The 17,713-nt window shown below is 68.7% G+C and carries 19 protein-coding genes; 12 read left to right on the forward strand and 7 right to left on the reverse strand.

What is annotated here, in order from left to right:
• Positions 1–10 precede the first annotated feature (10 nt).
• The gene (locus ACS5PM_RS04770) at positions 11–1,162 is read left to right on the forward strand and encodes an FG-GAP repeat domain-containing protein (RefSeq protein ID WP_439386015.1); all 1,152 of its coding nucleotides are present in this window, start codon (positions 11–13) and stop codon (positions 1,160–1,162) included.
• Between the two features lie 42 nt (positions 1,163–1,204).
• Here the strand turns inward: ACS5PM_RS04770 and ACS5PM_RS04775 are convergent, their stop codons facing one another.
• The 3 genes from ACS5PM_RS04775 to ACS5PM_RS04785 are packed head-to-tail and all read right to left on the reverse strand — an operon-like array spanning position 1,205 to position 3,938.
• Complete coding sequence (locus ACS5PM_RS04775; protein WP_439386017.1) at positions 1,205–2,173, reverse strand: Bug family tripartite tricarboxylate transporter substrate binding protein; 969 nt, start codon at positions 2,171–2,173, stop codon at positions 1,205–1,207.
• Positions 2,170–2,556, reverse strand: coding sequence for an AtuA-related protein (locus ACS5PM_RS04780; RefSeq protein ID WP_439386019.1), 387 nt, complete (start codon positions 2,554–2,556; stop codon positions 2,170–2,172). The genes ACS5PM_RS04775 and ACS5PM_RS04780 overlap by 4 nt, the downstream gene beginning before the upstream one ends.
• Positions 2,553–3,938, reverse strand: coding sequence for an acyclic terpene utilization AtuA family protein (locus tag ACS5PM_RS04785; protein WP_439386021.1), 1,386 nt, complete (start codon positions 3,936–3,938; stop codon positions 2,553–2,555). The genes ACS5PM_RS04780 and ACS5PM_RS04785 overlap by 4 nt, the downstream gene beginning before the upstream one ends.
• A gap of 88 nt (positions 3,939–4,026) precedes the next feature.
• Between ACS5PM_RS04785 and ACS5PM_RS04790 the strand changes: the two genes are divergently transcribed.
• Together ACS5PM_RS04790 and ACS5PM_RS04795 are read left to right on the forward strand one after the other, a co-directional pair.
• Positions 4,027–4,929 (forward strand): LysR family transcriptional regulator, encoded by a 903-nt coding sequence (locus ACS5PM_RS04790; protein WP_439386023.1) that lies wholly within the window; start codon positions 4,027–4,029, stop codon positions 4,927–4,929.
• A 50-nt stretch (positions 4,930–4,979) separates the two neighbouring features.
• Positions 4,980–5,540 (forward strand): GNAT family N-acetyltransferase, encoded by a 561-nt coding sequence (locus tag ACS5PM_RS04795; protein WP_439386025.1) that lies wholly within the window; start codon positions 4,980–4,982, stop codon positions 5,538–5,540.
• A 52-nt stretch (positions 5,541–5,592) separates the two neighbouring features.
• Here the strand turns inward: ACS5PM_RS04795 and ACS5PM_RS04800 are convergent, their stop codons facing one another.
• A complete protein-coding gene (locus ACS5PM_RS04800) occupies positions 5,593–6,081 on the reverse strand; it encodes a VOC family protein (RefSeq protein ID WP_439386028.1) in 489 nt (162 codons plus the stop codon).
• Here ACS5PM_RS04800 and ACS5PM_RS04805 point away from each other — a divergent pair.
• The 5 genes from ACS5PM_RS04805 (at position 6,068) to ACS5PM_RS04825 (ending at position 8,684) form a co-directional block, all read left to right on the forward strand.
• Positions 6,068–6,577 carry a GNAT family N-acetyltransferase gene (locus ACS5PM_RS04805; RefSeq protein WP_439386030.1) on the forward strand — a complete coding sequence of 170 codons (510 nt, stop codon included), beginning with the start codon at positions 6,068–6,070 and terminating at the stop codon, positions 6,575–6,577. The two genes, ACS5PM_RS04800 and ACS5PM_RS04805, sit on opposite strands and share 14 nt — an antisense overlap.
• Before the next feature lie 29 nt (positions 6,578–6,606).
• Entirely contained in the window at positions 6,607–7,011 is a 405-nt protein-coding gene (locus ACS5PM_RS04810; protein WP_439386032.1) for a YciI family protein, read from the forward strand.
• Positions 7,012–7,067: 56 nt separating this feature from the next.
• Positions 7,068–7,478, forward strand: coding sequence for a hypothetical protein (locus ACS5PM_RS04815; RefSeq protein WP_439386034.1), 411 nt, complete (start codon positions 7,068–7,070; stop codon positions 7,476–7,478).
• Positions 7,479–7,570: 92 nt separating this feature from the next.
• Entirely contained in the window at positions 7,571–8,104 is a 534-nt protein-coding gene (locus ACS5PM_RS04820; protein WP_439386036.1) for a GNAT family N-acetyltransferase, read from the forward strand.
• A 94-nt stretch (positions 8,105–8,198) separates the two neighbouring features.
• Positions 8,199–8,684 carry an energy transducer TonB gene (locus ACS5PM_RS04825; protein ID WP_439386038.1) on the forward strand — a complete coding sequence of 162 codons (486 nt, stop codon included), beginning with the start codon at positions 8,199–8,201 and terminating at the stop codon, positions 8,682–8,684.
• Between the two features lie 45 nt (positions 8,685–8,729).
• On the opposite strand, the gene ACS5PM_RS04830 is transcribed toward ACS5PM_RS04825, so the two are convergent.
• The 3 genes from ACS5PM_RS04830 to ACS5PM_RS04840 form a co-directional block, all read right to left on the reverse strand.
• Positions 8,730–10,442 (reverse strand): RICIN domain-containing protein, encoded by a 1,713-nt coding sequence (locus ACS5PM_RS04830; protein ID WP_439386040.1) that lies wholly within the window; start codon positions 10,440–10,442, stop codon positions 8,730–8,732.
• Positions 10,443–10,616: 174 nt separating this feature from the next.
• On the reverse strand, positions 10,617–11,366 hold the full coding sequence (locus ACS5PM_RS04835) for a DsbC family protein (protein WP_439386042.1): 750 nt from the start codon (positions 11,364–11,366) through the stop codon (positions 10,617–10,619).
• Between the two features lie 319 nt (positions 11,367–11,685).
• Positions 11,686–14,733: a hypothetical protein gene (locus ACS5PM_RS04840; protein ID WP_439386044.1), complete on the reverse strand. Its 3,048-nt coding sequence runs from the start codon at positions 14,731–14,733 to the stop codon at positions 11,686–11,688.
• A gap of 185 nt (positions 14,734–14,918) precedes the next feature.
• Here ACS5PM_RS04840 and ACS5PM_RS04845 point away from each other — a divergent pair, with 185 nt between their 5' ends.
• The 4 genes from ACS5PM_RS04845 (at position 14,919) to dapB (ending at position 17,682) form a co-directional block, all read left to right on the forward strand.
• The gene (locus tag ACS5PM_RS04845) at positions 14,919–15,413 is read left to right on the forward strand and encodes a nuclear transport factor 2 family protein (protein ID WP_439386046.1); all 495 of its coding nucleotides are present in this window, start codon (positions 14,919–14,921) and stop codon (positions 15,411–15,413) included.
• A gap of 65 nt (positions 15,414–15,478) precedes the next feature.
• Positions 15,479–16,105: a hypothetical protein gene (locus ACS5PM_RS04850; protein WP_439386048.1), complete on the forward strand. Its 627-nt coding sequence runs from the start codon at positions 15,479–15,481 to the stop codon at positions 16,103–16,105.
• Between the two features lies 1 nt (position 16,106).
• Positions 16,107–16,853 carry a ubiquinone/menaquinone biosynthesis methyltransferase gene (locus ACS5PM_RS04855; RefSeq protein ID WP_439386050.1) on the forward strand — a complete coding sequence of 249 codons (747 nt, stop codon included), beginning with the start codon at positions 16,107–16,109 and terminating at the stop codon, positions 16,851–16,853.
• Between the two features lie 13 nt (positions 16,854–16,866).
• Positions 16,867–17,682, forward strand: coding sequence for a 4-hydroxy-tetrahydrodipicolinate reductase (dapB, locus tag ACS5PM_RS04860; RefSeq protein WP_439386051.1), 816 nt, complete (start codon positions 16,867–16,869; stop codon positions 17,680–17,682).
• Positions 17,683–17,713 lie beyond the last annotated feature (31 nt).

The raw sequence follows: 17,713 nt of genomic DNA on the forward strand, positions 1-17,713 counted from the left end.
CGGGGCGACGATGACGAGGCTCGCCCGCCGGCTGGCCGCGATCGCCCTGGCCATCTGCGGCTCCACGGCGCTGGCGCAGTACACCGAAACGCTGCTCGAGGTCTCGCGTGCCTGGGGCATGGTGGTGGCCGACTTCAACGGCGACGGCCACGACGATCTGTTCATCAGCGGCCACGACCCGAACGACCGCATCTGGTACTGGACGCCGTCGGGCTACGCGCCCTCGGCCTTCGTGTTCGCCATGTCGGACCGGCACGATTGCGATGCCGCCGACGTCAACGGCGACGGCCTGCTGGATATGTACTGCGCCGTTGGTGCGCTCGAGGGCCGCGGCAAGGGCTACAACGAGCTGTGGCTGCAGGGGCCCATGAGTACCTTCCACAAGGCGGGCAACTTCGGCGCCTACGACATCTACGGCCGCGGCCGCATCCCGCTGTTCTTCGACTTCAACCACGACGGCTGGCCCGACATCTACCTGAGCAACCAGGCGACCCCGCGCGTGGCCAGCGACCAGATCAACCTCAACCACGTCTACCTCAACCAGGGCGACGGCCACTTCGTCGAGGTGCAGACGCGGGCGAGCGGCGTGCGCGGCCACAGCTGCGTGGTCAAGGGCGACGTCGACGGCGATGGCTGGGACGACCTCGTCGTCTGCAACGACCGCCAGCCTTCTCACGTCTACCTCAACGACCGCGCCGGCGATTTCATCGAGCTGGCGACACCGGCGATCGGCAGCTGGCGCGACGCCCGGCTGACCGACGTCGACGGCGACGGCCGGGACGACCTGGTGGTGGTGACCAGCACCAACCGCTTGCAGATCTGGCACAACACCGGGACCGCGCCCTACTTCGAAGGCGCCACGCTCGATGAACTCCAGGCGGCGCCGCCCAGGAGCCTGACCATCGGCGACTTCGACCACAACGGCTGGCCGGACATCTACGTCGTGCTGGCGCGCGCCGATTGCCCCAACCTCCTGCACGACCTGGCGCCGGACGTCGTCTACTGGGGCTACTCCGCGGGCAACCTCGAACGCCAGACGCTGGCTCAGGACGACCCGGGCTGCGGCCGCCAGGCCATGACGGTGGACGGCGACAAGGTGCTGCTCACCAACGGCGGCTACGACTACGAGGGCCCGAGCTACGTCCTGAGCTGGGGACCCTGAAGGCCGATCCGGCGCGCCCCCGGCAGGGGGTGTGGGGATCATTCATTCAGGCTCGATGCCGGCGGCCTTGATCACCTTGCCCCACTTCTGCGACTCCTCGACCTGGAACTTGGCCAGGCCGTCGGGCGTGGTGGTGAAGGCCTCGGAGCCGCCGGATTCGAAGAAGGACTTGGCGGCCGGGCTGGCGGTGCCGGCCACGAGCAGGTCGTGCAGCCTGTTCACCACCTCCGGCGGCGTGTGCGCGGGCAGGTAGGCGGCGAACCAGTAGCTCATCTCGTAGCCTTTCACGCCCGCCTCGGCGATGGGCGGCACGCCGGGCAGCAAGGCCAGCGGCTTGGTCGAGGTGACGCCCAGCGCGCGCAGCTTGCCGGACTTGACCTGCGGCACGCCGGTGGCGGTGTCGGGGATCATCATGTCGATCTGCCCGCCCAGCAGGTCGGTGATGGCCAGCGGGTTGCTCTTGTAGGGCACGTGCAGCATCTGGATGCCGGCCATCTGGGTGAAGAGTTCGCCGGCCACTCGGCTGGAGGCGCTGCCGCTGCCGAAGGTGAGCTTGCCCGGCGTCTTCTTCGCCGCGGCGAGCAGCTCGCCCACCGTCTTGTAGGGCGAATTCGGATGCACCACCAGCACCTGGTAGCCCTTGGCCAGCGCGGTGACGGGCGAGAAGTCCTTCACCGGGTCGTAGCCGATCTTCTTGTACAGGTGCTCGTTGGCTGCGTGGGTGGTGTTGGTGGAGATCAGCACCGTGTAGCCATCCGGCGCGGCGCGGGCCACGAACTGCGCGGCCAGCATGCCGCTCGCGCCGGCCTTGTTGTCCACGACGACCGGCTGCTTCGTCTCGGCCGTGATCGACTGGCCCAGCGCGCGGGCCAGCGAATCGGTGGCGCTCCCGGCGGCGAAGGGCACGACGAACGTGATGGGCTTGGACGGATAGGCATCGGCCGCGCGGACGGCAGGCGCCCAGGGCAGGGCGGCGATCAGGGCGGCCAGCGCAATGCGGCGGGTGGTCATCGGTTGTCTCCTTGCAAGGGGGTGGATTCTCGGGGCGGCCAGTTGACCAGGTGCGGTGCCAGCTCGGCGGGCACGCGCAAGGGCAGGTCCAGCAGCAGGTACGACAGGGCCTTGCCGTGGCTGTCGAGGTTCAGCGCGTCGTTCACGCCGCCATCCAGCACGCCGTCGAGCACGAAGTTCATCGCATGCAGGTTCGGCAGCAGGTGGCGCGTGACGCGCGTGGGCTGGCGGTGGGCGAACTGCGCCGCGACGGCCGCTTCGGTGATCTGCTCCACCAGCAGCGGCCACAGCGCAGGGTGCCAGGCGATGACGCTGATGTTCGAGCGGTCGCCCTTGTCGCCGGTGCGGCCATGGGCGGCGTGGTGCAGGGGCAGGGTGATCATGCTTGGGCCTCGATGAAGCGGTGGATCGTGGGCACTCGCTCACGCGGCACCAGACAGGAGACGGTGCCCAGCTGCGCCCGCAGGCCGGTGCGCACACCGCCTCCGCCGGCGGGGCCACAGGTGTAGAGCGCGGTCACTTCGCGCGCCAGTCGCTCGGCTTGCGTGCGCTCGGCGTGGCGCAGGGCCACACGCAGGCGCACGTCGCGGGCGTGGCCCTGGGGTTGGGCGGCGAGCCAGCGGCCGGTGTCGTCGGCGAACAGGCTCGTCACGCCGATGAGATCGACCCGCAGCGGGCCGAGGCCGGCCAGGCGCTCGCGCAGCACGTCGGCGGCCAGGCGGGCGCGGGCCTCGGCGCGGGCGCCGGCGTAGGAGATCTCGCCCTCGGCCAGCCAGCCGTTCTCGTGGCAGACGTTGACCTTCAGCGTCGCGGGCCGCGCGTGGCCGCGCACGCCGGCGAGTTGCACGCGATCCACGCCCAGCTCGGTGACGCGGGCCTGCGAGATGTCGGCCACCACGTCCGGCGTCAGGTAGGCGGCGGGGTCGTGCAGCTCGTACAGCAGCTGCTCCTTCACGGTGTGCGCATCGATGCGTCCACCCGTGCCGGCGGGCTTGGTGATCACGCAGGAGCCGTCGTGGTGGAGCTCGGCGATCGGGTAGCCCAGCGTGGCGAGACCAGGGACGTCCTTGAAGCCCGGGTCTGCGTAGTAGCCACCGCTCACTTGCGCGCCGCATTCGAGCAGGTGGCCGGCCATGGTGGCGCCGGCGAGGCGATCCCCATCGTCCAGGGACCAGCCGAAATGCGCGAGGGCCGGGCCGACGGTGAGCGACGGGTCGGCCACGCGGCCGCAGACGACGATCTCGGCGCCTTCGCGCAGCGCGTCGGCGATGGCCTCGGCACCGATGTAGGCGTTGGCGCTCACGACGGCGAGGCGATCGAGCGTGACGGCGCCGATGGCCTCGCGCAGCATCGGCCGCGCGGCCTCGCCGCCCAGGTTGTCGCCCTCGACCACCGCGATGCGCGGCGGCTTCAATCCGAGCTCTGCGGCCAGCGCATGGATGCGCCGCGCCGCGCCCGCCGGGTGGGCCGCGCCGAAGTTGCTGACGATGCGGATGCCGTGGGCGAGGCACTCCGCCAGCACCGGTCGCAGCAGATCGACCAGCAGCGGCTCATAGCCGGCATCCGGATCCTGCCGCCGGGCCAGCTGGGCCAGGGCCAGTGTGCGCTCGGCCAGGGTCTCGAAGATCAGCACGGCAGGGCCGCCGGCGGCGATCAGTGCCTTGACCACGGGCGCCGCGGCATCCGTGCGGTCACCCGAGAAGCCTGCAGCGCTGCCGACGCGCAGGATGCCGGGCGGGGAGTGGGGTGACGAGGTAGAAGCCATGGCCGGACTGTAGGCAGCGCCCGCTCATCTGTGAATTCGAAAATTGAAATGGCTTGATTCGTGATACAGATGAATCCAAGATGGGGCCATGGACCTCTCGACCCGCCAGCTGCGCGCCTTCATAGCCCTGGCCGAGCAGCGCAGCTTCACCCGCGCCGCGGCGCAGTGCCATCTCTCGCAGCCCGCCTACAGCGCGCTCATCAAGCAGCTCGAAGATCAACTCAACCAGCGCCTCTTCGACCGCAGCACCCGCCACGTCGAGCTGACCACCGAGGGCCGCGCCTTCGAACCCGCCGCGCGCCGCGTGCTGGCCGAATTCGACACGGCCATCGCCGGCGCCGCCGACTACGCCACCAAACGCCGCGGCAGGGTCTCCATCGCACTGCTGCCTTCACTCGCCGCCGGCTGGCTGCCGGCAGTGCTCGCCGACTTTCGCGCCCGCTATCCCGGCATCGAGCTCGACGTGGCCGACGTGCTGAGCGAAGCCTGCATAGAGCGCGTGAAAACAGGCCAGGCCGATCTCGCCATCGCCGCCATCCGCGCCGACACGCCGGAGCTGAAAGCCGAACTCTTCTGCACCGACCGCTTCCACCTCGTCTGCCCCGCCGGGCATCCGCTGGCGACGATGAAGGCGACCCCCAAACCCAAGGACCTGCTTCCGCATCCCTTCATCCATCTGTCTCGCACGAGCAGCGTTCGGCAATACCTCGATGCGGCCCTGAGGCCGCTGCGGCTCAATGCGGTGATGGAGGTGGATCAGCTGGCGACCGTTATGGGCATGGTCCGCGCGGGGCTGGGGATCAGCATCGTTCCGGAGCTGGCGCTCTTTCACTTTCAGCATCCGGGGCTGGTGACGCGGGCGCTGGGGTGGAAGGGGTTGATGAGGAGGTTGTATTTCGTGAGGCGGAGGGGGCGGGGGTTGTCGGTGGCGGCGGAGGGGTTCCATGAGTTGGTCCTCCAGACGACGCTGGCGAATGCGACACCGGCGTAGCTGGTACCGCACCGGATCGATCGTTGGGCAACAGGAAGTGGAGGCATCGCATGACGGCATTCGGTCAACCCGAGATTCAAACCCAGCGCTTGCTCCTCAGGCCCTTGGCCGAAGCAGATGCGGAAGCACTGCTTGCCATCCACTCAGACACGAAGGTGATGCGGTACTCGAACTCGCCAGCGTGGACTGGCATCGAGCAGGCACATGACCTCATCAGGCAAAGCCGCGGCTGGCTGTCCTCAGGGAGGCACCTGTGCCTGGGCATCGCTCGGAAGGACGAGGGCGTCGTCATGGGGACGTGCACCTTGTTCGACATCCATCGCGACAGCCGCAGGGCTGAACTCGGCTTCGTGCTCGCCTCGCCGGCCTGGGGCCAGGGGTACATGACGGAAGCGCTCGTCGCGTTCCTGAACCATGGCTTCAGCGGCCTCGGCCTCAACCGCGTGGAGGCGGATACCGATCCTCGCAACCTCGCGACGATCAAGCTTCTCGGGAGACTGGGGTTCGTGCGGGAGGGTCTGCTTCGAGAACGCTGGATCAGCAGCGGCGAGAAATCGGATACCGCCCTGTACGGCCTGCTGGAGAGTGACTGGACCGCCGGCTCGGCGTGAGGTGCTGGCGCCCTGAAGGATGATTTCCGGCCAGGGGCCGGAACGCCCGGCTCTAGCTTCCAGCGGCCGCGGCGGGCTCGAAGAGCTCCACCAGGTTCCCCGACGGATCCTCGATGAGGATCTGGCGGCCGCCGGGCCCGGCGACGATGTCGTTGCGGAACTTGACGCCAGCCTTCTTCAGCGCGGCGATGTCGCCCTCCAGGTCGCTGCTCTTCACGATCATCCGGTTCCATCCGCCCGGCTCCGGCCGCCGGCCGTCGGGCATCGGTTGCGAGCCGCCTCCCGGGCCTTTGGTGGGGCTCAAGACGAGCTGCAGGTTCTCCCGCGCCAGCAGCGCGAAATCCGGGCCCGGCGGGAGTGAGGCGCTGAAGTTCAGGTGACGGGTGTAGAAGGCAACGGCCGCTTCGACGTCGTCCACGATGTAGCGGACCATGAGTGCATTCAGCTTCATGACGACCCTTTCTCCGACAAGGTTCATGACAAGCTGAAACGGCGGCAATACTCGTACCTTCGCGAAGTGGGGACCCATGTCACCGAACATCACTTTTCGCCAGGCCCGATGGCACGACCGGCCGGTCCTGTCGCGAATGCTGGAGCTGTATCAGTACGACCTGTCCGAGGTCTGGCCGCAGACGCTGAACGTGCATGGCGAGTACGGCTTCGCAGTGGATCGCTATCTGCGCAATCCCAGGCTGAGCGCGTACTTCTTTCTGGTCGATGGCGACTATGCGGGGTTCGGCCTCGTCGACCCGGACGTCACCTTCCCCGAGAACGAGTACTGGATGGGCCAGTTCTTCGTCATGAAGCGCTACCGGAGGATGGGGATCGGGGCGGCCGGGGCCCGGTTCCTCTTCGATCAGTTCCGGGGGCGGTGGGAGGTGGGGCAGATGCCTCTCAACCTGCCGGCCCAGGCCTTCTGGAGGCGCACCATCGCGGATTACACCGGCGGCCACTACGTCGAGCATGAGCTGCACGACGAGCGGTGGGATGGCTTCATCCAGTGCTTCGACAACACCCAAGTCGAGCGGGCCGCCTGAACCCAAGCGATGAACCCGAAGGAAGCCGCATGCCCAGCAGCCCACCCCCATCCGAGTTCCTGGTGATCTCCAGAGGCCAGTGGGATGGCGACAAGTCGCCCGAGCAGATCCAGGCCGCGATCGATGCCTTCTACGAGTGGCACGACCAGCTGGTGCGTGAGGGCAAGCTGAAGCCCGGCCAGCGGCTGGCGCGGGAGCGTCGGCTGGTGTCGCGCAGCGGCGTCACCGATGGCCCGTTCACCGAGGCCAAGGAGGTCATCGGCGGCTACTGGTTCTTCCTCGCGGGCAGTCTCGACGAGGCCGCGGCGCTGGCCGCGCAGAATCCGTGCCTGGCTTGCGGCTTGATGTTCGAGGTTCGCCCTGTCGAGAGGGAGCGGGCCAGTGCCTTCCGGCCGAGCAATGAATCGCCCGAAGCACCGCCGGCTGCGTCTTGAGGGCGGGCCCCCGCGAGCAAATGCGGAACGATCATTCACGTCGAACGGAGCTCCCGATGCACCACGCCGCTGACCTCGAACCACTCACCCTCGCGCGCCATCCGCGCCACCGGCGTCTCGCTGCCTTCGGTGCGGTGCTGCTGGCCCTCTGCGCAGGGTCGGCGGCCGCATCGAATGCCGCATGGCCTGTCGCCGGGCAGCAGGGCCTCGTGCGCTTCGTCATCGTGCCGGCCGAACTGGTCGCCGACCAGGCCGCGTACGAGGAGCAGGTGGTCCGGCTGTGCGAGCCGGATCGCACCTGCTTCCTCAACTTCTACTCCAACTCATCGGGCGCGGCGGTTGCGGTCCCGCTGCCGGAGGCCATCGCGAACGAGGCCACGGCCACCTACCGGCGGTCGATGAAAAACGGCGTCCAGCTCTTCAGCTGGAGCTGCCGCCTGAAGCTGCCCGGCAAGGACTGCTTCTAGCCAAGGGTGGAGATGGCGGGCCGCCTCGCAGCCGTGCGCGAGCGGGTCCGCTAACCTGCGGCCTTCCTCTCCATCCGCGACCCTCGATGCCCATGCTCAGCTCCGGCCGCTACACCTTTCGCCCCTTCACCGACGCCGACATCTTCACCTTCGTCGACGCCGTCCGGGAGTCCGGCCACACGGTCGGGCGATGGATGAGCTGGGCGCACGAGGGCTACCGGCCCGCCGATGCGGCGGCCTGGTTCGCGCATTGCGACGAGGAGAGGGCCAGCGGCGCCAGCCACGAGTTCGGCATCTTCGACACGGCGTCCGGCACGCTGGTCGGCGGATGCGGCCTGAACCAGTTCAACACGGCCAATGGCTTCTGCAACCTGGGCTACTGGGTGAGGCAGTCCTGGCAGCGCCGGGGTGCCGCGCTGGCGGCCGTCGAGGCCTTGGCGCCACTGGCCTTCGGTGAGTTGGGCCAGGGCCGGGTGGAGATCGTGGTGGCGCAGGGCAACCTGCCGAGCCTCGGCGTGGCCGAGCGGGCCGGCGCCGTGCGCGAATGCCTGGCCCGCAACCGGCTCAAGCTGCATGGGCGGTTCGTCGACGCCTGGGTCTTCTCGATCATTCCGCCCGGCGCTTGAACGGCCTATGCTGCGGGCTTCACAGCCGGTGATGCCGCACTGAACTGCTCTATCCATCCGGCCGCGGCACGCCTCTCTTTGACAGGAGGTCCTCATGCTCAAGGCACTGATTCCCGTCCTGGCGCTGGCCCTGCTGCCGCAGGGTGCGGCGGTCGCCCAGGATGCCGGTTCGACCGCGGCCTACGCGCCGCGCACCGAGGATGCGCTGCCGCCCGGGGCGGCCTACCCGACGAAGAAGAAGTTCGACAGCCTGACCCCCGCCGAGCGGGCCGGATTGCGGGCCCTGTACGACGGCATGCCCGAGCGGGACGAGCCGCCGTTCCCCAAGGCCGGCATGGCGCCCATCATGAGCGACGTGGCGGAGCTGGCCGGTGTCGCCAAGGTCACCGGCCTGGTGTCCATCTTCGTGAACGTCGACGCGGCGGGCAACGCCACCGGCGTGCGCATCATGAAGGCGCCCAACATCGATGTGGCCAAGGCCATTTCCTTCATCCTCGTGCAGGCGAAGTACAAGCCGGCGATGTGCAACGGCGCGCCCTGCGCGATGGAGTTCCCGTTCCGGTTCAACCTCACGCTGTAGGGCGCCCGGCCATGCCGGGATAGGCATGGCCGGTGAGTCAGCGCGTCACTTCATGAACACGCCGCCCTTGCCGTAATAGTCGCGCGCCTTCATGACGAGGTAGCCGTCGTCCGTCCGCGTGCTGGTCTGCTGCCAGTGGCCGGCACCGAACTGCAGCGCCACCACGTGCACCTTGGCCAGGTCCTCGATGCGGTCGAACATGTACCGCACCTTGTTGTCCTGCCAGTTGTTGTCCGTGTTGTTCTGCCACTCGTTGCCCAGCGGGATCTGCCAGATGATCATCGGCTTGCCCACGCTTTCGGTCAGCGTCTTGGTGAGGTACAGGTACTGGGCGAAGACGCTGTCGTTCCACCAGTAGTAGGACCCGCCCGGGATGTTGCGTGTGGCCCATTCGGCATCACGGTCGGCTGCGTCGGCGACGATGAAGTCGCCCTTGCCGGCCCCGAGCTCGCGGTAGTACGAAGCACAAGCCTTCGGCCCCTCCGTGGCGGTGTCCGCGTGCATCCAGTCCCAGCACGAGGCATGCACGCCCACCGTGGACTTGGGTGCGTAGCGGCGAGCCATGTTGATCATGCAGCTCGCGAGGCCGGCGGCGCTGTCTTCCTCGTTGCTGCAGTCGGTCGGGTTGGCGGCCCGCACCTGGGCCGGCATGTAGTGCGGATCGTTGGGGTGAGCCCCGCCCGTGTCCCGCAGGAAGCCCCAGAAATCGGGTTCCAGGTGGATGATGTTGCGGTTCGTCGTGCCGATCTTGTTGAGCAGGAAGCGGTAGTCGTCCAGGTAGCCTTTCAGCAGCCCGGCGTTGTTGATGGCGCCCCGGTAGTCAGGGCTGCCGTCGCCGCCGCTGTACTGCTTCTTCAAGTTGCCGGCGGTGATCCCCATGTCCTGCGCCGAGTACCACGTCCACTGCTGGATGCGCGGGTGGCCCGGGTTGTTGTTGTCCGGGTGGGCGTTGTTCCAGGTGATGGTGATGCCGGAGGAGTTGTCCCATTGGCTCGAACCCCAGCAGCCCCACCAGCCGCCCTGGTCGCAGCCGCCCCAGCACTTCTCGTAGCACTGGGCGTACGGCGCCGGGTTGCTGTGGATGTACTGGTAGCGCAGGTCCCACGGCAGCACCTTGGCGGTGTCTTCGTCGATGTCGCCGCCGATCAGGATCTTGTTGAATCCCATGAAGCTGCCGAAGGCCCCGCCCGTGGCGTTGCTGCACTTGCCATCCACCGGATTGAAGTACCAGCGCTGCAGACCGGATCCCTGCTGGTCGGAGCGCTGCTTCAAGGCCGTGCCGGCCGTCTTGTCGGCGACGCTCAGCAGCTTCTTCGAATAGTTCGAAGAGATGGTGTACGCGCCATTGCTGGAGGAGGTCACCACCCATTGCTGGTTCGGGTTGCCGGTGTAGGCGTACTGCTTGACCGAGGCGCTCTCGGCCGTGTTGTACGACTCCAGGTCCATCGCCTGCCCGCTGTGCGCCGCGCGGATCGTCCAGATGCCGCGGTACAGCTCCGTCAGGGTCCAGCGCTGGTTGGCCTGCGTGTTGGCGGGCCACTCGATGATGGACGCGCCGGTGTTCTGCGAAGCGCCCGACACGTCGAGCTGCAGGCCGCTGTCCTTGTTGACGATGTAGTAGCTGCGGCCGCTGACGGGAGCGTCGGTGCAATTGGCCGCCTGGGCGGCCCAGGCGACGGACATGCCTGCGGCGAACACGGCGATGCGCCCTGCGGATGCGGCGCTCTTCGGCACGCCTGAGTACGAACTGTGTTTCAAGATAACTACCTCGAGGATTGTTGGATCGGTATCAGCGGTGACTGCCCTCATCCCGCCTGACTCGCCAAACGCGAGGCCTCAAAGCTACCAACGACGCTTCCCCGAGGCATGACCAAAGCCTGATGCTTGCGGAACCAACTCCTGTCGCCGGTTCGCTGCCTCGGCTCCTGGCCGTCAGGGCGCGACTTTCTGACGATCCGTGGTCGCCAGCCGGTGCTGCGCCAGCTGGCCCTCCAGCTGGACCGCGGAGGGCGCGCCGCCTACCCGGGTGCCATCCTCGTAGACGAGCGCGGGCGTGGCCTTGATCGCGTGCTTGCTGGCCAGTGCGAGATTGCGCTCCAGTGCGCTCGTGTCGCAATCGGGCTGCGCGGTGGGCGCCTGGCTCTTTTGCATCCAGGCGCGCCAGGCCGCGTCCCGGTCCCTGGAGCACCAGATGGCCTTGGCCTTGTCGAGGGAGCCCGGCCCCAGCACTGGCAACAGGAAGGTGTAGACGGTGATGTCGTCTCTCTGCTCGAGCATGCTCTCCAGCTGCTTGCAGTAGGGGCAGTCGGGGTCGGCGAACACCGCCAGCTGGCGCGTGCCCTGGCCGCGCCTGGAGACGATGGCATCCTGCAACGGCAGCTTGGAGAAATCGAGGGAGGACAGCTTGGCCAGGCGGGCCTGGCTCAGGTTCGTCTGGCGGCGCGTGTCCAGCATGTCGCCGCGGATCACGTAGTCGCCGTTCGGGTCCGTGTAGAAGATAGACATCCCGGATCGCACTTCATACAGCCCAGGGATGGGCGAGGGCGTGACCTCGTCGATCGCGACCGACGATGGCAGCCGCGCGGACAGGGCCTTGCGGATCTGTTCTTCCTGCGCCATGGCGCCCTGCATCAGGGTGATGAGTCCAAGGGCGATGAACCCTAGCCGACGAATGTGTGGCATCAACTTCTCCGTGGTGACTGATGGGCGAGTGCCTTCGGGGCACCTCGGCCCGCCGAGCTCGGGGTGTGCTCGGCGATGTCGGCGACCCGCGCTGCCGTGAACGCGGGTGCTGGCGATGCGTGGATCACGCCTGCGGCGCTGGACCTGTTCAGGCCACGGTCTTCAGGCGACCCAGGATGACGCATTGGGCAAGGTATCAGCCCCCGGATCGCAAATCATGAGGAAAGACTCACGAGGGCCTTGCCTCGCATCCGGTCACATCTCCTACCGAGATATTTCCGGGATCTAACCGGTCGATGCTTCATCGGTCCGCTTGATCTCAGGCCGCATCCAGCCGGTTGTCGATGTGGCTCGCCTCGGCCAGGTGCTGCGTGGCGAACTGCGCCACGAGGTTCAGGCCGGTGGTGCCCTGGGTCGTCAGGCGTTCGTAGGAGCGCAGCGAGTAGGGCTGCAGGGATTCGGGCTTCGCCCATTCGGCCTCGGCCGCGTCGACCATCGCATCGACGGTCGCGGGGGCCGTGGGGTGGATTGCCGGACCCGCGGCGTTGTCCTGCGCGATTTGCCGCTGGGCCAGCTGGGCAGCCGAGCGGAAGGCATCGACGCGCGCCGCGGCCTCGGGGCGGATGGTCGAGCGCACGGCGTAGGTGTGCGTCGGCGTCGCCTGCTGCGAAACCTCGTCGAGGAACTCCTGCAGCTTCAGGTGCTCGCCCTCGTTCGTGCGCGCGGTGCCGGCTGAAGCGAGCCTCGCCTGCACCCAGTCTTCGCGCTGGCCGTTCATGCGGTCCAGGAAACTGCCGAGGTTCAGGTACTCGGTCTCCTTGAACGAGATGGGGTGCAGCTGCCCGTCCTGGTAGACGACCTCGCGGCGCTCGCTGCTGCCGGCGACGATCAGGTCGGCGCTCGCGCCGATCAGCATGTTGTCGGTGTTGCCCGAGGTCAGGTTCACGCGGCCCGCGTCGACCGTGCCCCCGGCCGTCAGGCGCGCGCCGACGCCGCCGCGGGCGTTCCAGGCTTCGATCCGGCGCTCGATTCGCATGTGGCCGGTCTCGTCCTCGTAGTGGCGGATGACGCCGTGCTGGAACTCGGCGGCCACGCCCGCGCTGGCGGAGGCGCGCACGCCCATGAACGATGCCGACGCCTGGCCCTCGACGGTGGCGCCATGGCGCTTGCGTTCGTCGCCCGCGTGGCCCACGCGGTTGACGGTGAGCTCGGGGAACTCCTGCAGCAGATGCTTGAGCAGCGGCTCGCCGCCCTCGGCTTGGGTACCCGCGGTGCCATCCAGCAGCCTGTCGACCAGGTTCGAGAATTCGGTCCGCAGCTCGCTCACCGGCCGCCCGATGCGAGGCAACCGCAACGTCACGCCCTTGAGCGACGACGACTCGCTGCCATAGAGCAGGAAGTCGGCGTTGCCGCCCGCCTTGGCGACGCCGAGGTCCGCGCCCGCGAAAGCCCCGACGCCGAACTGCTTGGCGTCTTGCCGCTGGGTGGCGACCATGATCTCCATGTCGTAGGGAGGCATGGCGATCTCGAACACCGCATGCCGGCCCCATTGCTTGCGTGCGTCGATCTTGCCGCGCAAGACGAAGCCGGTGAGCAGGCCCGAGACGGCGGCCGACAGCTGCTTCAGGCCGACGGCGAGGATGCCGCCACTGCTCAGCCGCAGGCGCGACGAGCCCTCGATGTTGTTCACGATGTGCTTGAGCAAGCCGCGCAGGCCCTCGCGGGTGACCTGCGGCAGGCGGGTGTCGTGGCCCTGTACCTCACGCAGGGCTGCCTGCAACTCGGCAGTGATGCCCTCGGCCCATGAGGCACTGGACGCGGCGGCGGCCGTGGGAACCGCGGCATGGTCGGCCACGGCGTCGGCGAGCCACTCGTCGAGCCGCTCCATGCTCATCGGCTCGCGGGACAGCGCTTCGAGCTCGGGCTGCTGGCGCAGTCGCGGTGCCAGCTCGGCGGCCATGCCCTCGTCGCCTGCGGCGATCTGCAGGGCCAGGCGGTGGGCGATGTCGTCGAGGGCGGTCGCATCGAAGGACTTGCCGTCGAGCATCGCGGAGGCCGGCGCCGCGACGCAATGATCGAGCACGGCGGCGCGCAGCAGCGAGGTCGGCACCTGCGCCGGCCCGCCGGCTCTCGCAAAGGGCGCTTGCTGCACGAGCTGGTCTCGCAGCTGCGTGGCCGCCCGCCGCAGCGAAGCATCGAAGGCCTTGCGGTGTTTGGAGACGGCCGGCCCGCGGTCCACCTGCTGCGCACCGTAGCGCAGGGCCCTGAACGCCGACTTGCCGGTCATCGGATTGCGCAGGGCGAAGCGGCCCTCGCCGGCCGTCACGTCGATCCAGCGGCCCAGCTTCATGAGGCGCGCATTGGCCGCGGCAAAGGTCGATCCGGGGCCGGTCTCGAACATGTCGTTTCGCACCGAATTCAGCGCCCACGCGTGGGGCTCCGCGGCCTGCACCTCACCGGCCAGGCGGGCCGATGCGCAGGTCAGTGCCTCGGCCAGCAGTGTGGTGGGCGGGGTCTGCGCAGCCAGCATGGCCGAAGGCGTGGCCTGCAATGCCGGCTCCCGGGCCGACAGGGTGGACAAGGTCTTCAGCAGCAGCGCGAAGTCCTTCTCCTGGGCCGGCATCACGGGCCGGCTCACGAGGGTCTGCAGCAGGCGCATGCCGCTGGGCGTGGCGCCCAGCTCCATCGCCACGCGCCAGGCATCGGCTTCTTCGGGCGGCGTGTGGGGTGCCGCCTCGCCCTGCGCGGCGCGCCGCCAGGCGGCACCGATGTCGGCCACAGGATCCATCTGCCGAAGGGCCGCCAGCGCGGCCGTGGCGCGCGAAGCGTCGGCGCCTGTCGCCAGGGCCAGGGTCTGCGTCAACAGCACCGCGGGCATGCCCGGCAGGCCCACCGGCGCCGCGGGGGACATCGCCGGTGCGAGCGACTGCAAGGACTGGCGCAAGGCCGACTTGGCGAACAGCGTCTGGCCGACGTGCCCGAACTGCTGCTCGATGAGACTCGGCAAGCCTGCCTGGCCTTGTTGCATGGCATCGATGAGCGGGTGCGGCAGGGGGGTGTCGGCAGCGGAGGCCGAATCCAGCGGCATCGTCACGAGGGCCGTCTCGGATCGCGCCGGGCTGGGCGAGAGCACCGACAGCGGGCTGGCACCCGGGCTGGCCCCGGCGGCCGAGAGGGCGGGCGCCTGGCCCTGCCGGCGCGGCGCCATCTCGGTGGCGCTGGCCGGCGCGTGGGTGCGCCGGCGAGCCTTGGGCCGCACGCCCAGGTCGCTCTTGTTCGCGGACTGCTGGCGTTGCGAGTCCGGGGTGTCGATCGTGTAGCGGTTCAGGCCGGTCTTGTCGAGCAGGCGGTGCAGTCGGGAGAGCATGGGCGGGTGTCCTTGTTGCACCGCATCATCCCGAGCGCCGCGCTGCCGTTTGATGGCTGCCCCCGAACGGGCGGTCGCGGAGGCGAAGCGCCTGATGCGCCCGTTTCGCAGATCCATATCTGGTTTTCGTTCTTGGAGTGGACACAGCGGCTACCCTTGCGCACCTCCGCTTTGCCCCGACGCCCATGAACCTGCACCGCCTCGTCCTGCTCCTGTCGATCGCCGCCTGCTCCTGGGCTGGCTCCGCCCGGGCGCAGTTGCCCGTCACGCCCGCCCCCGACCATGCGGCGCTGCTGTCCAGCCCGGACCCGCGCCTTGAGCAGAACAAGCGTCTGGTCTACGACTTCTGGCGCGAGGTCTTCGAGGCCGGCCATCTGGAGCTGGCCGACAAGTACATGACCGAGGACTACCTGCAGCACAACCCGAACGTGCCCACCGGCCGCGCGGCCTTCGTCGAGTTCTTCGGCCGGTTCAAGAAGCCCGGGCCCATCCAGCCCAAGGTGAGCGCGCCGCTCGTCTCCATCACCGCCGATGGCGATCTCGTGGTGCTTGCCTTCGTGCGCCAGCTGCCCGATCCGAAAGACCCGGCGAAGAAGTACACGACCACCTGGTTCGACATGTTCAGGATCGCCAACGGCAAGATCGCCGAGCATTGGGATCCGGCCGAGAAACAGCCCTGAAGAGCCCGCCGGTGCCACGGGCGCCGGCCACATCCACAATGAATCCGATGCGCACGGGAGGCGCCATGATCCGACTCAGAGAGCTGACGCTCGCACTGCCCTTGTCGGTGCTCTGCCAGGGGGTCCTTGCCGGAGATATCGCGGTGATTCCGCCGCAGGAGCCGCTGGCCGGCGCCTCGCAGCTGGAGTGGTCCCAGCGCTGGTGGCAGTGGGCCTTCTCCTTCGAGCGCGCACGCAGCCCCGTAGCCGACCGCACGGGCCAGTTCTGCGCCAGCCGGCAGAGCGGGTCGGTGTGGTTCCTGGCGGGCACGTATGGGACGCATCGCACCGAGCGGACCTGCCACGTGCCCCAGGGCAAGGTCCTGTTCTTCCCGCTCATCAACTACGTCACTTACCAGGGCTCCGGTGATGCGCGGCCATGCAAGGCATTGGTCGACGAGGCGGCGGCCCTGACGAACGAGCCGTCCGCCCTGGTGCTGGAGATCGACGGGCGCCGTGTCGAGGGCCTGCAAGCCCATCGGCAGGCGAGCAGGAACTGCTTCAGCCTGGTCCGGGACGAGCGTCCGGATGCCGCTGCCGACGGCTACTACGTTGCCTTGAAGCCTATGGCGCCCGGAGTGCACACCGTCAACTTCGGCGGCATCCTGCCCAGCCTGGCGCAGGCCGTGACCTACACCCTCGTCGTCGAGTGATATGAACTCCTCCGCGCCGAAGAGCCTGGACAACGCCGCCGAATTCGCCTGGCAGCACGACGACGTCTTCGGGCGCATCGCTTCCCGCTACGACCTGCTGTGCGACGTCTTCAGCCTGGGCATCCACCGCCTGTGGAAGCGTCGCGTGGCCCGCCGCATCGCCGACGAGCCGTGGACCACGCTGCTCGACGGAGCCACCGGAACGGGCCACATCGTCCTGAGCATCCTGGCGCATGAAGCCACGCGGGGGCGGCGCGTCATCGCGTCGGACATCAGTCCGAAGATGCTCGCCGTGGCCCAGCGCCGGCTCGCCGGCTACCGCGAACGGGTGGAGCTGTGCCTGCTCGATGCGGAGGGCATGCCCTCGATGCCCGACGGGAGCGTCGATGCGTATTCCATCTCGCTGGGGCTGAAGATCTGCCATCGGCGGCGAGCGTTGGACGAGGCCTTTCGCGTGCTCAAGCCGGGCGGCCGGCTGATCGTCCTCGAGGCGTCCAACATCAGGTGGGCGCCGCTGCACCGGCTGTACCTGGCTTACATGGCGCTCTGCATGCCGGTCCTGGGCTGGCTGGCGACAGGGGGCGACGCTTCGGCGTACAAGTACCTCCTGCAAGGCGTTCGCGAGTTCCCGTCGGCGGAGGACCTGGCCCTCGAGATCGGCCGGCACGGGTTCGTCGACGTCCAGTTCGAGCGCCACTCGCTCGGGATCGTGGCCATCCACGTCGGCCGCAAGCCGACAGGACATTAGACAAGGAGCAAGCATGAGCGACATCCGCGTGTGCCTGGCCGGTGCCACCGGCTGGGCCGGATCCGAGCTGGCGCGTGGCATCGGCGCGGCGCCAGGCCTTTCGCTGGTGGCCGCCGTGTCGCGCACGCATGCCGGCAAGACCCTGGGCGCGGTGCTGGGCGAGGCGGGGCTCGGCGCGCCCGTGTTCGCCTCCGCCGCCGAGGCGCTTGCGGGCCCGGCGTGCGACGTCTTCGTCGAGTTCACCAAGCCTGCATCTGCCAAGGCGAACATCCTCGCCGCGCTGGCGGCCGGCGCCCACGTGGTGGTGGGCACGTCGGGCCTGACCGACACCGACTATGCCGAGATCGACGTCGAGGCCCAGAAGCACCAGCGCGGCGTGCTGGCCTGCGGCAACTTCGCGCTCACCGCGGTGCTGCTGCAGCAGTTCGCGCTGATGGCGGCCAAGGTGCTGACCCACTGGGAGATCATCGACTACGGGAGCGCGACCAAGGTCGACGTGCCCAGCGGCACCGTGCGCGAGCTGGCCTCGCGGATGCAGTCGCAGGCGCGGTCGGCGCAGGAGACGGTGACACCGGACAAGGTGATCGGCCCGCCGCAGGCCAGGGGCGCCACGGTGGCCGGCACGCAGGTCCACTCCGTCCGCCTGCCCGGCCATGTGCTCGGCGTGGACGTGATCTTCGGCATGCCCGACCAGACGCTGGTCCTGCGCCACCAGGCCGGCACGAGCGCCAAGCCCTATGTCGACGGCGCGGTGCTGGCGATCCGCAAGGTAAGCGGGCTGGTGGGGCTGCACCGGGGGCTGGACAGGGTGCTCTCCTTGAGCGCTTGAGGTCAGGGTCTTGCGGCTGTTGTTTCTGTAT

This window comes from Ideonella flava, assembly GCF_051857595.1.
Lineage (GTDB): Bacteria > Pseudomonadota > Gammaproteobacteria > Burkholderiales > Burkholderiaceae_C > Ideonella.

Bases quoted from the DNA above. Each gene is read 5' to 3' on its own strand.
- ACS5PM_RS04775 (WP_439386017.1), bottom strand. From the start codon at position 2,173: ATGACCACCCGCCGCATTGCGCTGGCCGCCCTGATCGCCGCCCTGCCC.
- ACS5PM_RS04835 (WP_439386042.1), bottom strand. From the start codon at position 11,366: ATGCCACACATTCGTCGGCTAGGGTTCATCGCCCTTGGACTCATCACC.
- ACS5PM_RS04840 (WP_439386044.1), bottom strand. From the start codon at position 14,733: ATGCTCTCCCGACTGCACCGCCTGCTCGACAAGACCGGCCTGAACCGC.
- dapB (WP_439386051.1), top strand. From the start codon at position 16,867: ATGAGCGACATCCGCGTGTGCCTGGCCGGTGCCACCGGCTGGGCCGGA.
- ACS5PM_RS04780 (WP_439386019.1), bottom strand. From the start codon at position 2,556: ATGATCACCCTGCCCCTGCACCACGCCGCCCATGGCCGCACCGGCGAC.
- ACS5PM_RS04790 (WP_439386023.1), top strand. From the start codon at position 4,027: ATGGACCTCTCGACCCGCCAGCTGCGCGCCTTCATAGCCCTGGCCGAG.
- ACS5PM_RS04805 (WP_439386030.1), top strand. From the start codon at position 6,068: ATGTCACCGAACATCACTTTTCGCCAGGCCCGATGGCACGACCGGCCG.
- ACS5PM_RS04810 (WP_439386032.1), top strand. From the start codon at position 6,607: ATGCCCAGCAGCCCACCCCCATCCGAGTTCCTGGTGATCTCCAGAGGC.
- ACS5PM_RS04800 (WP_439386028.1), bottom strand. From the start codon at position 6,081: ATGTTCGGTGACATGGGTCCCCACTTCGCGAAGGTACGAGTATTGCCG.
- ACS5PM_RS04825 (WP_439386038.1), top strand. From the start codon at position 8,199: ATGCTCAAGGCACTGATTCCCGTCCTGGCGCTGGCCCTGCTGCCGCAG.
- ACS5PM_RS04820 (WP_439386036.1), top strand. From the start codon at position 7,571: ATGCTCAGCTCCGGCCGCTACACCTTTCGCCCCTTCACCGACGCCGAC.
- ACS5PM_RS04785 (WP_439386021.1), bottom strand. From the start codon at position 3,938: ATGGCTTCTACCTCGTCACCCCACTCCCCGCCCGGCATCCTGCGCGTC.
- ACS5PM_RS04770 (WP_439386015.1), top strand. From the start codon at position 11: ATGACGAGGCTCGCCCGCCGGCTGGCCGCGATCGCCCTGGCCATCTGC.
- ACS5PM_RS04850 (WP_439386048.1), top strand. From the start codon at position 15,479: ATGATCCGACTCAGAGAGCTGACGCTCGCACTGCCCTTGTCGGTGCTC.
- ACS5PM_RS04855 (WP_439386050.1), top strand. From the start codon at position 16,107: ATGAACTCCTCCGCGCCGAAGAGCCTGGACAACGCCGCCGAATTCGCC.
- ACS5PM_RS04815 (WP_439386034.1), top strand. From the start codon at position 7,068: ATGCACCACGCCGCTGACCTCGAACCACTCACCCTCGCGCGCCATCCG.
- ACS5PM_RS04845 (WP_439386046.1), top strand. From the start codon at position 14,919: ATGAACCTGCACCGCCTCGTCCTGCTCCTGTCGATCGCCGCCTGCTCC.
- ACS5PM_RS04795 (WP_439386025.1), top strand. From the start codon at position 4,980: ATGACGGCATTCGGTCAACCCGAGATTCAAACCCAGCGCTTGCTCCTC.